Consider the following 14,002-nt stretch of genomic DNA (forward strand, 5'->3'; position numbering starts at 1 on the left):
AACGATGGCAGTACCCTGGGCGGGAGAATCTGTCTGCTAGCAGGTAGATTCTCCCGCCCAAGGTCGATCAATCGGGTCCATACTCCACTAAGATTTTTCTAAGCATTCGCGGTTGTTTAGCGCTATCCATGCACGGCTCAATGTCTGATTCGGAGAAAATTCCAGAGATTCTCAAGCTGATTGACATTCTCGATGGGCTAGAGGCATTAATTGAGAGCGCCCCCAACGAAGACGTGGAGGATGTTTTAGAAGAGGCGTGGCTACAGATTAGCGACACCTTCCCCGACGACTTTAAAGCGGCTACCCAGCACGATGCCGGGGCTGAGGGGTTGCGGCGCTACCTGAAGGTGAAAACATTTTTTGAGAACCCCTCTGAACGCTCCATTGGGGCGGCAGAGCTAGAGGAGTATTACCGCAGCTATATTGCCGCCGAAGAGGACGAAGAACCCACCGACTTTTTCTTTCCAGAGTAGGGCTAGAGTGTAGCCGCAGTGCTAGCGGGTGTCGACAGCAGCAGGGTTTCGGCCTCTTCGGCGGGCAGGGGTTTGGCAAACCAGTAACCCTGACCTAGCTCGCAGTTTAGGTGTTGCAGGTGGCAGAGCTGGGCTTCGGTTTCGACCCCTTCGGCGATCGCAGCCAGCCCTAGGCGATTACTCAGCGTAATAATGGTCTCCACAATGTCGGAGTTGCGGCGGTTAGCCTCCATGGCCATGACAAAGGAGCGATCGATCTTGAGAGCGTCGACGGGAAGCTGGTGCAGGTAGCTGAGGGATGAATAGCCAGTGCCAAAGTCGTCGATGGTGACGGTAAAGCCGTGGTGTTTGAGCTGCTGCAAAATTGTCACCATGGCCTGAATGTCTTCGATCAGGGTGCTTTCGGTGATTTCGAGGTTAAGGTGGTGGCCCTGAAGCCCGGTTTGCCCCAGGATGCGGGTGAGGTCACTGAGCAGATCGGCGCGCAGTAGGTCTTTAACCGAAAAGTTGACGCTCACCGTCAGATCGGCCCGGTGGGGGTAGAGCTGGTGCCAGATCGCTAGCTGCTGGGTAGCTTGGGTCAAGACCCAGCGATCGAGGGGGACAATCAGCCCGGTTTCTTCAGCAATGGGGATAAAACTGTCGGGGGAAATGAAGCCGCGAGTGGGGTGCTGCCACCGCACCAGAGCCTCGAACCCCGAGATCTCCTTGGTCTTGAGCTGAAAAATGGGCTGGTAGTAAAGTACCAGCTGATTTCGATCAATGGCGTCACGCAGCTCCTGCTCAAGCTGGAGCCGCTGTAGAGCTTGCAGGTGCATTGACTCGTTAAATACCACGTAACGGCCTCGCCCCTGGGCCTTGGCCCGATACATGGCAATATCGGCGTCGCGCAGGGAGTCGGAGGGGCTGTGGTAATCACCCACACCCATCACAATGCCGATGCTGGCGTTGAGAAAGACGTTGTGCCCGCCCACGGTCAGAGGCACTTGCAGCTCTTGCAGCAGCCGTTCGGCAATGCGCACGGGCTCGTGCAGGGTGTCGATGTCTTCGAGCAGCAGCACAAACTCGTCACCCCCGAGACGAGCGGCTAGATCACTAGTGCGAATCAGCGATCGCAGCTTCTGGGCCACCACCACCAGCACCTCATCCCCCGTCAGGTGGCCGAGGCTGTCGTTAATCACCTTGAAGTGATCTAAATCGAGGAACAGGACCGCAAACTGGCGCTGGCTACCGCGCCGGCAGCGCTGAATGGCCAGTTCAAGCCGCTGCATCAAAAAGTTGCGGTTGGGCAGCTGGGTGAGGGCATCGTGAAGGCTGTTAAACAGCATCTGATCGGCCACGCGGCGGTGCTCGGCCTCGGCCAGCCGCCGCTCGGTGATGTCGGTATAGGTGCCGCTCATGCGCAGGGGGCGGCGAGCGTCATCCCACTCGACGACTTTGCCCCGGTCGAGCACCCACACCCAGTGGCCCTGGCGGTGGCGCAGCCGAAACTCGCAGTTGTAGGCGGGGGTGTCGCCCTCAAAGTGGCGCTGCAGAGCGACCTTTTTGTGGCGCCAGTCGTCGGGGTGGACAAAACGCTGCCAGGTGTCGATACGGGCCGGGCCGAGGTCATCGGTGCTGTAGCCCATCAGTGCAGCACAGCGATCGCTGGTCCAGACTTCCCCGGTTTGCACCTGCCAATCCCAGATGCCAATGCCAGAGCCCTCGATGGCCAGGTGCAGCAGCTCGCGGGTGCGATCGAGTTCGGTCATGGCTGCCCGGCGATCGCGGCGGCTGTGGGCCTCGCGCACCTCGCGCCGCACTGCCTCGGCCAGGCGAGAAAGATTGTCTTTCATCACGTAGTCGTGGGCTCCGGCCCGCATCATGGTGACGGCGGTGGCCTCCCCCACGGTGCCCGAGATCACGATAAACGGCAGATCGCAGGGGCTTTGCTGCAGTATCTCCAGAGCGGCGGGGGCGTTGAACTGGGGCAGCTGATAGTCAGACAGCACCACATCCCAGTCCTCAGCCTCCAGGGCAGCGCGAAAGTCGTCTGCCGTTTGCACCTGCACCCAGCTAGGAGCGAACCCCGCCCGCCGTAGCTCGCGCAGCAGCAGCAGCAGATCGTCGTCAGAATCTTCTACAATTAGCGCCCGTAGGGGTTCAGCAGTCATGGCAGAGTGGGAGGCAGCTCACTTATCAATGCCCAATAGAGGCCGAGCTGGCGCACGGCTTCGGTAAACTCGTCAATATTGACGGGCTTGCGAACGTAGCTGTTCGCTCCCAGGCTGTAGCTTTCAATGATATCCCGGTCTTCGCTAGACGAGGTGAGGATGACGACCGGCAGCAGTCGGGTGCGATCGCTGGATCGGATTTGCCGCAGCACCTCTAACCCGTCGATCTTAGGCAATTTGAGATCGAGCAGCACCACACAGGGCAGCAAGGTTGAGTCCAACACCTGCCGCAAGGCCTCTTCGCCGTTGCGAGCAACCACAATGGGGTTAGCTAGGTGGCCCTGGCGCAGGGCGCGCAGGGTAAGGCGCTCATCGTCAGGGTTGTCTTCCACCAGTAGAATCGGGCGCAGCGCCGTCATGGCTGCACCTCTGCTCCTAAGCCCCCCGGCAGGGTGAAGTAGAAGGTGGCCCCCTGCTCGACGGCAGCTTCCGCCCAAACCCGCCCGCCCTGGCGGTGAATCGCTCGCTGCACCGTCGCCAGGCCAATGCCGGTGCCGGGAAACTCGTCGGTGTTGTGCAGGCGCTGAAACACGCCAAACAGCTTGTCGGCGTAGGCCATGTCAAACCCGGCGCCGTTGTCGCGCAGGTAGTAGACGGGCTCACCCTGCTGCCTTTCAAGCCCAAACTCAATGCAGGCGCTGGGCTGCTGGGCCGTAAATTTCCAGGCGTTTTGCACCAGGTTGGCGATCGCCACCCGCATCAGCGTTGGGTCGGCGGTTACGGTGAGGGCGGGGGCAATGGTGACGGTGACGGTGCGATCGGCATCCACCCTTTGAAGTTCATCGATCTGCTCCTGCACCAGGGCACTGAGGTCAACGGACCGGTAGGTCATGGCCTGACGCGACACCCGCGACAGCCGCAGCAGATCGTCAATCAGCTGCCCCATGCGGCCGACATTGTGACGAATGCGATCGAAATAATCTCGTCCCTCTTCTCCAAACTGGTCACCGTAGTCTTCGACTAGGGCGCGGCTAAACCCGTCAATCGCCCGCAGCGGAGCGCGCAGGTCGTGGGAGACCGAGTAGGCAAAGGCCTCGAGCTCGTGGTTCGAGGCTTCGAGCTGGGCGGTAGTGCGCAGCAGATGCTGCTCAGCCTGCTTGGCCTCGGTAATGTCGGCGTTGGTCCCAATCATGCGCACGGGTCGACCGTTAGAGTCGTACTGGGCTACGGCAGTGGCTCTGATCCAGCGGAGTTCGCCGTTACCCCGGTCAATGCGAAACTCAAGGGTGGGCGGGGAATCGCCCTCCAGAATACGGGCAAAGACAACATCCATCCAATTCCTATCTTCGCTATGAATGCAGTGGCGCCAATCTTGAAGAGTCAGCCCTGGCTCTCTAGGGGTAAGGCTATACATGGCATACATGCGTTGATCCCAACTGACCTGTTCACTCATCAGATCCAGCTCCCAGCTGCCCAATTTGCTCGACTCTAGGGCCAAAGACAGCCGTAGGGACAGCTCTTGCCGTTGAGTCTCTGCCCGCTTTTTCTCAGTAATGTCGTAGTTGATACCTACCATGCTCAGGGGCTGCCCCTTGGGGGTGCGATAGACCAATGCGCTGGCCTTAATCCAACGCAGTTCGCCGTCCCTGCGACAGATGCGAAACTCACCGTCATAGGGGGCGCCAGTTTCGAGGGCGGCCTGGAGGGCCGCTTCTACCAACTGCAGATCGTCGCTGTGAACCCGACTGCGCCAGTCTTGGTAAGTAGTAGGCCGTTCCTCATCAAAGTCATATAGCTCGATCAGGCGCTGATCCCAAGTAATGGCATTGGTGACGACATTCCAGTCCCAACAGCCAAAACTCCCCGATTCTAAGGCCAGCGTTAACCGGGCTGAGAGGTCCTCAAGCTCAACGGTGGCCTGTTTCTGGTCGGTAATGTCGTAGTTGATGCCCACCATGGCCAGGGCTTCTCCAGCGGGCGATCGCTGCACCATAGCTGCGGCGCGTACCCACCGCAGCTCCCCGTCAGGACGGTAAAACCGAAACTCGATGTCGTAGGGCAAGCCGTCTTCCAAGGCTTGGTGGATAGCTGCCTCGACGGTAGGCCAGTCGCCGCCATACACGCGGCTAGCCCAGTCGTCGAAGACAGCGGCTCGACCCAGGTCTTCGAAACCCCAAATTTCGTACATGCGCTGATCCCAGCGGACCGCTTGGTGGAGATCCCAGCCCCAGGTGCCAATGCGCCCTGACTCTAGGGCCAGCGACAGCCGCAGCGATAGGTCTTGCAGCTGGGTTTCGGCCCGCTGGCGCTCGGCCTCGCTGTGTTTGCGATCGCTAATGTCTTGCACGGTGCCGGTCAAGTGGGTGAGCTGGCCAGCGCTGTCCACCAAGGCTTCGCCCTTGGCGTGGATGTAGCCCTCGCTGCCATCGGCGCGCACAATGCGAAATTCGTCGTCGTAGGGCTGGTGGGTCGTCAGGGTCGCCTCTACGGTCTGGCGGTGGCGGTTTTGATCGTCTGGATGGAAGCAGCTTTGCAACGCCTCAAAACTGGGGGGGCTGACCCCTATTTCTAGGCCAAAAATGCGGTAGACCTGCTCTGACCAGACGATGCGATCGGTGGCCACTTCAAACTCCCAGCTACCCAGGTTACCAATGCGCTGAGCTTCCTGAAGATGAACTCGACTTTTTCTCAGCTGTGCGTCGGTCTGCTTTAGCTGGGTGATGTCAACGTGGCAGCCTACCATCTGTAGGGGATGACCGGCGTCATCCCAGGCAATCACCTGGCCAGCGCAGATCACCCAAACAATCGAACCGTCCTTGTGGCGATAGCGCACTTCATTGTAGTAAGGCACCTCGCCGTGGCTCTGAATATGTTGATTGAAATTGTCTAGGGTGGGGGGCAAATCCTCGGGCAAAATCAGGGTTTGCCAAGTGTCGATGGCGTCAGACAATTCGTGGTCGGCGTAGCCAAACATGCGCTTGAGGCTAGGGCTCATATAGGCGGTGTTGGCGACGAAATCGATATCCCAATAGCCCGCCAAAACTGACTCTAGGATGCGTTCTAGCAGCGCTAGCTCGTGGCGCAGCTGCTCGGTTTTTTGACGACTGGCGGCGGCGGCTTTGCGATCGCTAATATCCGTAAAATAGACCGTGGTGCCCTTGCTGTCGGGATAGAGCCGCATCTCAAACCAGCTGTCTAAGGGCGGAAAGTAGTACTCCAAGAACTCGGGCTGCTGCTGCTCAATGGTGCGGTGATAGACCTGGTAAATGGGGGTATCCACCGCCTCAGGGAACTCGTCCCAAACGTGGTTGCCAAGGATCTTTAGCGCCGATCGTCCCAGGATTTGCTCGCCGCTAGGGTTGAGGTACACGCAGCGCGAATCGCGGTCAAAGGCGATGATGCCGTCGTTGATGCGGTCAAACACGCGGACTAGCCCGTCTCGCGCCGCCTGAGCTTCGTGCTGGGCCGTCTGGGCCTCGGTGAGCAGTCGCTGCTGGGTCTGCTGGGCCACCACGCGATCGCTAATATCGCGCGAAATGCACAGCAGCGACTCGATCTGTCCCGACTCCGACCACTCGGGGGCGATCGCCATCTCGAAGTGCCGCCAGCCGCTAGCTGTCGGGGTGGTGAATTCAATCGACTGCTTCTCTCCGGTAGCTAGCACCACGGCCGCCGCCGCTTCCCAGGCGTTGACCATGGCGTTGTCAAAACCGAGATCGCGGCAGGTTTTGCCCAAGAAGGCGGCCGCATCCATACCCAAAATTCTGGTTAGCGCCGGGCTGACGTAGAGGTGGCGCAGGTCGCAATCGAACCGCTCAATAATATCGGGGGAGTTTTCGACCAGATTTTGGTAATGCTGACGAGCTTTATCCGGGGTATCGGATAAAGCTCGCTGCGATCCTAGGCCAACTTTCTTCAACCTGGCCCAGAGATCTTCCGGGGTGAAGTCCTCGGTAAAGAGGTAGTCAGCGGCCCCGAGCTTCATTGCCTCTAGGGCAGTGCGCTCCTGCCCAGGCCCAACCAGCACCACCACAGGCAGGGGACGCTGCTGGCATTCGCCCAGGGCGCTCAAAAATGTTAGCCCGCTGCCTGCGGCCCAGGCTAAGTCTAGGACGGCCCAGTCTGCCCTACCGGTGAGCCACAGGTCCAAAGCTTGGGTGAGCGTAGCGGCCTCGATCAGGGTAAAGGCGGGTGGGGCGATCGCAGCGGGCGGGTTAAACCGGGTGCGTTCAGATCCGTCCGCAACCAGTAGCAGCAGGCTCACTGGGTCACGCGGTGCCGCTTCTTGGTGCAAAAGGCCTTCTTCTGTAATTGGGGTCTGAGACCAAAGCTGGCCCATAGCACAACGCCACAACTGAGCAGAGCAACAATCAACTCTGGGGGATGATCGATCTACTGTTTAAACTACCCTGACTATCCTGGCTGCCCCAGAGTAGTCACATAAATCACCGCTTCGTCGGGTGGAATGCCCAGCACCTCATTGACCTGGTCGTCGAAAAAGCCGCCGATGCCACTCACCCCTAACCCCAGGCGGACGGCCGCCAAATTGAGCCGCTGGCCCAGGTGCCCGGCATCGAGGTGCAGATAGCGGTAGACGCGATCGCCGTAGGCCGCCACCGCTCCCGCTAGGTCGGCGGTGTGAAACACCACGGCGGCGGCATCGCGGCCTAGCTCCTGCCCCAGACAGAGGTAGTGCAGCTCCCGGCGGAAGTTTTTAAAGCGCACCTGGCGCAGCTCTTCGCTGCGGGGAGCGTAGTAGTAGCAGCCATCGTCGAGCCCCTCGACTCCGCAGGCCACCACAAAGGTATGCACCAGGGTGCGATCGCAGTAATCGGGGTCGAGGTCAAGCCCCTGGTTAGAATAATGGTGAGGCTGGTAAGTAAAGTCGAGCAATAGCCTCAACGCTTCTAAAGAAATCGACCCACCGGTGTAGCGCCGAGTCGATCGCCGCTTAAATACCGTGATCTCTAGCTCTTCTAGCTGAGGTCCCCAGGCGATGGAGGCGGTAGTAGTGGGCACTCGCAACCCAAAGGGCAGGTTGTACTTATCTTCGAGAGTGTCAGCGGGTTGGGGGGTATCACCGGTAGGGCGCATCGCCCACGGGGGCACATCGGCAGTGGAGGCGATAGCAGTCGCCTGGTGAAAGTAACTCAGCAGTTCTCCATCGGGCACCGATGGGAACTGGGTCTGGGGTGACGTAGCAAAGGCTACCTGAGCACAGGGCAAGTTTTGCTCCACCAGCAGCAGGTCGGCCAGGGGCAGCACCGCCAACGCCCCCTCCTGGGTAGCGTCGATGTAGAGCAGCTCAGCCACGGCCTCGTCAGCAAAGCTGGCCACCAGGTGGGGGCGATAGTCAACCAGAGCGCAGGCCAGCTCCAGGTTGCCCAATAGATGGCCCACATCAAGGCAAATGCGGCGGTAGGCGCGGTCTTGGTAGCGCCAGGCAGAGCGATAAAACACTCCCGTCACCACCAGGGCCAAATGGGTAGCCTCCAGTGCCGGATGCCAAAAGCAGGCCCGCTGTAAATTCTGCCAGCCGTGGTCATCCCAATAGCGCCAAAGGCTGTGGCTGCGGGCCTGGTAGTTATACAGGCCCGCTGGCAGCAGCCGAGTACCGCGCGAAATAATATAGATCTCCGCCGGATACAGCCCTCCCGCCGAGGGGGCCGATCGCAGGTAAAAAGTCTGCCCCGTGGCGGTCGGAAACTTGGCCGTCAGCCCGTAGGCGTTGATCAGCAGCCGCGACAGTCGCATCCAATCGACCCGCTCGCTGTCTGGCTTCGGCGGGTTGCTCTCGTCTATATAGGGTTTGAGGTCAATCTCGGTCCCCACCCGGTAGGTCTTGAAAGGAGTGGGCTGGCGACTATAGTCGAGGGGCCGTGCCTTCGACTCGAGAGTGTCGGGGTCGTACTTGGTACGGCTGTGATAGTGCTGGGCGATGGAAACCAGAGCGTCGGGCATGGCCGGAGGGGAGGGGTGCGATGATCAAAGGCCGACCCAAAGGGCCATCGCGGGCCGCGCCGGGCAGGTGTGATCAGTGTAGCCTACAGGAAAAGCATGGGATCGCGGCCCCCGGCGACTCTCCCCATCGAGCATCAGCCGATGGGCACTCAGCACTTGGCTAGATACTGAGTACCAGGTCAGCACGCCTTCAAAACGGTCCGTGGCATGCTCCTGGGAAAACGCTACGTCAGCTGAGGCCTATCGGTACCGTCAAAGGTTTGAGTCCTGAGAGCTAGACGACCAAAACACAACCGCTCAGTGGAATGAGCTCAAAGAGCGAGATCAGCCCCTGTCAAGCAAGCAAACACAGCGCTAAAAACCTGAAGAGAAGCTTAACGCGCTCATGTTGCGAAACGTAAACGTTTACATTGGCAGGTGACGTTTAGTTGAGCACAAATACTCAGGCTTACGGCCTGATTTCAGCAACAGCAATGGATCGACTTACAAAAGATGCCCTGCTGGCGGCATACCGAAACGGTCAGCGATGCTTTGCAGCGATCGATTTGACCGGGGCTGAATTGTTCGAAGTAGATTTGCGTCAGATCGACTTGCAGGGTAGCTGTCTAGACGAGAGTTACATTCCCTACAGCAATCTCAGCGGGGCCAAACTGGGGGGCGCGAGCTTGGTAAAAGCCCATTTGGGCGACGTCAACCTCTACGGGGCTGACCTGCAAGCCGCCCTGCTGACCGGGGCTGACTTGGGTCGTGCCGATCTGCGCGGGGCCAATCTGTGTGAAGCCGATCTGCGCGGGGCCAACCTCAGCGGGGCCGATCTGCGCGGTGCTAACCTCAGCGCCGCTAATCTGGAGGGAGCTAGTCTCAGCGGGGCCAGTCTCAGCGGAGCTAGCCTTAGCGGGGCTAATCTCAGCCGGTGCAACCTGTTTCGGGCAACGGGGGCCGACCTAGTCGAGAGCCGCTGCGACGGCACGACAATTTTGCCCAATGGTTACAACTATGGCCGTTAGAAAGGCCACAAACCCCCAGCCAAATGTTGCTGGCCCCTGCCCTAACCCTTTGAAGTATCAGGTATCCTAGTCCTATTCCATTAGGACAGTCCTGATGAGGCAGCCCATGCGTTCCCTGGCCGATGTTCCCCGACCCCTGTTGCTGCTGGCGCTGATGTTGATCAGCGGCGGGGTGGTGCGGCCTGCGATCGCGCAAGATTCTCAACAAGCCGAGCCTCAGCTCGTTGCCTCAGCTCCGGAACCAATGCGGCTAGCCCAGACGGCGACCACCGCCGAGCTAGAACGGCTGAGCACCGAGGCCGATCTGGCCTTTCGTCGCGCTACCACTCTATTCTTTGTCATGCTGGGCACGCTGCTGCTGCTGCTCAGCGTTGGCGTGGTGATGCTGTGGCTGATGCGGCGATCGGTGATTCAAGAAGTCTCGGTTGTTGTGCGCAACCAAATTAACGACATCACCGATTTAGAAACCAAAATTCAAACGGCCACCCGCGACCTCGACTACATTCTCAACCAGGCGAAAGAGCGAGCCGCCGAGTTAGACAGCCGTACCGATCGCTTCCAAGAAGAGGCTGTTACCAAAAAGCAGGTGCTCAACCGGCTGGTGGATGACCTGGCGGAATTCAAAGCGCGCACGATCAACGACTGGCAGTCGACCCTGAGCGATTTGCAGGTGAAGCTAGAGTCGACTGAGGCCAACTTTGTCGGTCACTTGACCGGGCTGCGAGCAACCGCCGATGACGAAATCACCACCCTGCGCAAAGATACCCAGCTTCAGCGCGACGTCGTGTTTCGCACCCTCGAAGAAAATCAGACCGGCTTTTTGCGCGATGTGAACCGACTGCGCAGCGATGTAGAAGTGCATCAAGATGCGGTGCTGCAAAAAATCGGCAACGCCGAAACCAGCTTTGCCGACCAGATGGGCACGATGACCCTGGCCATGCAAGAAGAGCGCGATCGCGTCATGGTAGCCCTAGCCGACCTGCGCCAGCAGCTCACTACCCAGGCCAGCGACCAGGTAGAGCGCCAGGCCGCCACCATTGCCGAGGCCCTAGAGGCGCTGCGCCAGGGCAGTCTCACTCGTCTGCAAACCCAAACTGAGGAGATCAGCCGCCAGCTGGGCGATCTGCAAGTGAGTGCCCTAGGCGAGCGCGACTTAGCGTTACAAACTATTCAGCGCTCCATCGACGAATTCACCTCGCGGTTTGCCAACCTGCGCGGCGAGGTGGATGGTCAGCGCAGCCGCATCTTGGCTGACCTGCGCCGCCAAGCCGACGAGTTTTTGGCCCAGTTTGGTGGCCTGAAGCTCGATATTCAAAAGCAGCAGGATATGCTGCTGGGCGACCTGCGCCGGGCGGCGGATGAGGCCTTGGAGCGCTTTACGGCTACCCGCGCCGAGGTGGATTCTCGCCAACAAAACACCCTCGACGACTTTCAGCGCACGGCCCAGACGTTGCAGGGCCAGCTTAGCCAGATGGCCACCGAGGCCGAGATTCAGCGATCGACCCTGCTGGCCGATGTGGAGGGCACCGCCAACGCCTTTCGCCAGCAGGTGCGGGTGCTGCAAGAGGCGGCAGGGGAGCAGCAGCTCCAGGTGCTCGACGGGCTGCGGGCGATGGAAGCGGCCTTTGCCGAGCAGCTCAATCAGGTGCGCGGCACTATTTTTACCCGCCGCGATCGCATCCTCGACAAAATCGACACCTTCGATGCTCGCCTCAGCGAAGATTTAGCTACCCTAGGCAGCACCACCGCCGAGCGCGAGGCGGCGGCCCGCACCCAGCTCGACGGGCTAATGGCCGAAATGGCGGAGCGCTTTGCTCGTTTGGAAGCCGACATTGAGGCCGGGCGAGAGGTTAGCCTGGGTCGTTTGGGCGATTTACAGCAGAGTTACCAAGTGCGGCTAGAGGCTATCCAGGCAGAAGCCCAACATCAGAAAGACGAGATTATGCGCCGCTTGGGCGAAGTGTCGCCCCAGTACCTGGCCGACTCGTTTATGAGTGAGGCACGGCAGCAGTTCGAGACGATTACCGACAAGATCGGTCGGCTGGAGACCAACCGACCCCAGCTGTTTCTCACCGCTGATGAATATATTGGCCGGGGCGATCGCTACCTGGCTGACGGCGACTATGCCCTGGCAGTGGCCGAGTACGACAAAGCCCTCGACATTCAGCCGGTCAACACCCAGGTGTGGCTCAACCGAGCTACGGCCCAGCAGGCCCTAGAGCAGCTGGAGGGGGCGATCGATTCCCTCGACCATGCCCTGGAGCTAGAGCCCAAACACACCGTAGCGCTGCTGCAAAAGGGGCTTATTTTGCGGGAGCTGCGCCGCCACGAAGATGCCTTGGTGGTGTTTGACCAGCTTACCGAAATCACCCCCGACGACGCCAAGGCCTGGCTCAACCGGGGCATGGTGCTAAGCCGCCTTAAGCGTCGCGAAGATGCGATCGCCGCCTTTGACCGGGCGTTAGAGATTCATCCCGAATACCACGAAGCCTGGGTGAACCGAGGCGTGTCCTACGGCATTTTGCAGCAGCACGAGGAGGCGTTTAACTCCTTTGATAAGGCGGTGGAGTACCAGGCCAACGATGCGATCGCCTGGCTCAATCGGGGTCTGTCGCTGATTGAGCTAGAGCGCTACGACGATGCTCTGGCCAGCTTTGACAAAGCCACCCGCTTCAACCCCGATGCCCCCAAGGGTTGGGACAACCGGGGGTTGGCCCTGGTGAAGCTGGGTCGCGATGAGGATGCGATTAAGAGCTTTGATCGAGCGATCGCCCTCGACCCTGACTACCCCAAGGCCCACTATCACAAGGCCCTCTGCTACGCCCTTCAACGCCAGTTCGACAATGCCATGGAAGCGCTACAGCAGGCGGTGCGCCTTGACCCTGACTACCGCGAAGAAGCCCGTACCGAGCCTGCCTTTGACGAGTTGTGGAGCGACAACTGGTTCCGCGAGCTAGTGGAATAGCGCTTGTCAATGACTGCCGCTGAAGGTGATTTGAAACGGCCAGTTTTCGTTCTCGATCGCCCAACAGTAAGCAGGATTTCTCTTGGATAATCAGCATTACAGCATTTATCTAGCCAACGTACGTGAAGCGCGATCGCCCTATCCCCTGCCACAACCCTGGGGAATGTGACTAAAATGTGGTGCTGCAATAGGGGCAACCTTGATCAAAATTTTGCTCTGGGCGTTGGGAATTGGGGTGTTGGCGATCGCGATCGCCGAGCTGCTGCTGCGGGTGCGCTATGGCCTGGGCAACCCACCTCTTTACGTCGCCGATGCCCGTACCGGCTACCGCCTAGCTCCTAACCAGAGCCTGCGGCGGCGGGGCAATCGCATTGAGATTAACCAATATTCGATGCGGGGGCCAGCGGTGGATCCCCAGAGACCGACCGATGCCCTGCGGGTGCTGATGGTGGGCGACTCGATTGTCAACGGCGGCTGGTGGACCGATCAAAGCGAGCTGCTGTCGGTCAAGGTGCAGCAGGCTCTCGTTGCGCTCAACCCACCGGGAGTAGAAACGGTGGAGGTGCTCAACGCCTCGGCCAACTCCTGGGGGCCGCGCAACGAGCTGGGCTATCTGCTGCGGTTTGGCACCTTTGAGGCCCAGTTGGTGCTGGTGGTGCTAAATACTGACGATCTGTTTGCGATCGCCCCTAACAGCTACGAACTGGGTCGCAACCCCGCCTACCCCATCCGCCGTCCGCCCCTAGCCCTGTGGGAGGTAGTCCAGCGTCGGTTTAGCTATACCCCCAGCCCAGCCCTGCAAGCGCTGCATGACCAAGGTGGCGATCGCGTGGGGGTCAACCTAGAGGCCCTGCGCCAGCTCAACCAGGTGGTGCAGGATGCGGGCGGGCGGCTGGCGATCGCCATGACTCCCCTGCGCCGCGAGCTTGATTCCGATGGCCCCCGCGACTACGAATTGGTGGCTCGCCAGCGCCTCACCGCCTTTGCCCAAAATGAGGGGATTCCCTACCTCGACGGTCTGCCCCTGTTTCAGCAGACGGCCCACGAACAGCTCTACTTCGACCACATTCACCTCAGCCCCGAGGGCAATGACTGGGTGAGCCAAGCTCTAGCTAAGCTCCTGCTCGAACTTTGGAACCGTCCTTCCGAGTCAGCTCTGCCATCTACCCATGAGCCTTTGAGCGATCTGTGGTGAGAAAATACTGCTTCCAGCAGCAGGCAATCTAGGTCTAAACTCTCATAGGTTCACCGGTCAAGCCGCTCATAGAGCCAGACGACAGCGCTACGGATACTTCCGCTCTGCGATTGAGCTTAATCAAAGCTGACTGCAAATTTCTGCGACAACAGGTGAATTCTGGATTAGGAAAGCCAAAAATGCCAAAATTCAAGCCTGTCAGCCATTTTTTCTCTTCTATTTTCATTCTTCTGCCATAGATCCGTCCT

The 14,002-nt window shown here is 59.6% G+C and carries 8 protein-coding genes; 4 read left to right on the plus strand and 4 right to left on the minus strand.

Annotated elements, in window-relative coordinates; all coding sequences use genetic code 11:
- The first annotated feature begins 140 nt into the window (after window positions 1–140).
- On the plus strand, window positions 141–473 hold the full coding sequence (locus tag H6F59_RS00925) for a hypothetical protein (RefSeq protein WP_073609342.1): 333 nt from the start codon (window positions 141–143) through the stop codon (window positions 471–473).
- A 2-nt stretch (window positions 474–475) separates the two neighbouring features.
- On the opposite strand, the gene H6F59_RS00930 is transcribed toward H6F59_RS00925, so the two are convergent.
- From H6F59_RS00930 to H6F59_RS00945, 4 genes are all read right to left on the minus strand, one after another.
- Window positions 476–2,626 carry a bifunctional diguanylate cyclase/phosphodiesterase gene (locus H6F59_RS00930; RefSeq protein ID WP_190694395.1) on the minus strand — a complete coding sequence of 717 codons (2,151 nt, stop codon included), beginning with the start codon at window positions 2,624–2,626 and terminating at the stop codon, window positions 476–478.
- On the minus strand, window positions 2,623–3,045 hold the full coding sequence (locus tag H6F59_RS00935) for a response regulator (protein ID WP_190694398.1): 423 nt from the start codon (window positions 3,043–3,045) through the stop codon (window positions 2,623–2,625). Before H6F59_RS00935 ends, H6F59_RS00930 begins: the two co-directional genes overlap by 4 nt.
- A complete protein-coding gene (locus tag H6F59_RS00940; RefSeq protein WP_190694400.1) occupies window positions 3,042–6,965 on the minus strand; it encodes a PAS domain-containing protein in 3,924 nt (1,307 codons plus the stop codon). Before H6F59_RS00940 ends, H6F59_RS00935 begins: the two co-directional genes overlap by 4 nt.
- Window positions 6,966–7,039: 74 nt before the next feature.
- Window positions 7,040–8,587: a SagB/ThcOx family dehydrogenase gene (locus tag H6F59_RS00945; RefSeq protein ID WP_190694402.1), complete on the minus strand. Its 1,548-nt coding sequence runs from the start codon at window positions 8,585–8,587 to the stop codon at window positions 7,040–7,042.
- 473 nt (window positions 8,588–9,060) lie between these two features.
- Between H6F59_RS00945 and H6F59_RS00950 the strand changes: the two genes are divergently transcribed.
- From H6F59_RS00950 to H6F59_RS00960, 3 genes are all read left to right on the plus strand, one after another.
- Window positions 9,061–9,594, plus strand: coding sequence for a pentapeptide repeat-containing protein (locus H6F59_RS00950; protein ID WP_190694404.1), 534 nt, complete (start codon window positions 9,061–9,063; stop codon window positions 9,592–9,594).
- Between the two features lie 94 nt (window positions 9,595–9,688).
- Entirely contained in the window at window positions 9,689–12,559 is a 2,871-nt protein-coding gene (locus H6F59_RS00955) for a tetratricopeptide repeat protein (RefSeq protein ID WP_190694406.1), read from the plus strand.
- Between the two features lie 199 nt (window positions 12,560–12,758).
- A complete protein-coding gene (locus tag H6F59_RS00960) occupies window positions 12,759–13,754 on the plus strand; it encodes an SGNH/GDSL hydrolase family protein (RefSeq protein ID WP_242021200.1) in 996 nt (331 codons plus the stop codon).
- Window positions 13,755–14,002: the final 248 nt, after the last annotated feature.

It is taken from the genome of Nodosilinea sp. FACHB-141 (assembly GCF_014696135.1).
In the GTDB taxonomy this organism is placed as follows: Bacteria; Cyanobacteriota; Cyanobacteriia; order Phormidesmidales; family Phormidesmidaceae; genus Nodosilinea.

Excerpts from the sequence above, each read along its gene's own strand:
- H6F59_RS00945 (WP_190694402.1), bottom strand. The coding sequence starts at position 8,587 with ATGCCCGACGCTCTGGTTTCCATCGCCCAGCACTATCACAGCCGTACC.
- H6F59_RS00930 (WP_190694395.1), bottom strand. The coding sequence starts at position 2,626 with ATGACTGCTGAACCCCTACGGGCGCTAATTGTAGAAGATTCTGACGAC.
- H6F59_RS00935 (WP_190694398.1), bottom strand. The coding sequence starts at position 3,045 with ATGACGGCGCTGCGCCCGATTCTACTGGTGGAAGACAACCCTGACGAT.
- H6F59_RS00950 (WP_190694404.1), top strand. The coding sequence starts at position 9,061 with ATGGATCGACTTACAAAAGATGCCCTGCTGGCGGCATACCGAAACGGT.
- H6F59_RS00955 (WP_190694406.1), top strand. The coding sequence starts at position 9,689 with ATGAGGCAGCCCATGCGTTCCCTGGCCGATGTTCCCCGACCCCTGTTG.
- H6F59_RS00925 (WP_073609342.1), top strand. The coding sequence starts at position 141 with ATGTCTGATTCGGAGAAAATTCCAGAGATTCTCAAGCTGATTGACATT.
- H6F59_RS00940 (WP_190694400.1), bottom strand. The coding sequence starts at position 6,965 with ATGGGCCAGCTTTGGTCTCAGACCCCAATTACAGAAGAAGGCCTTTTG.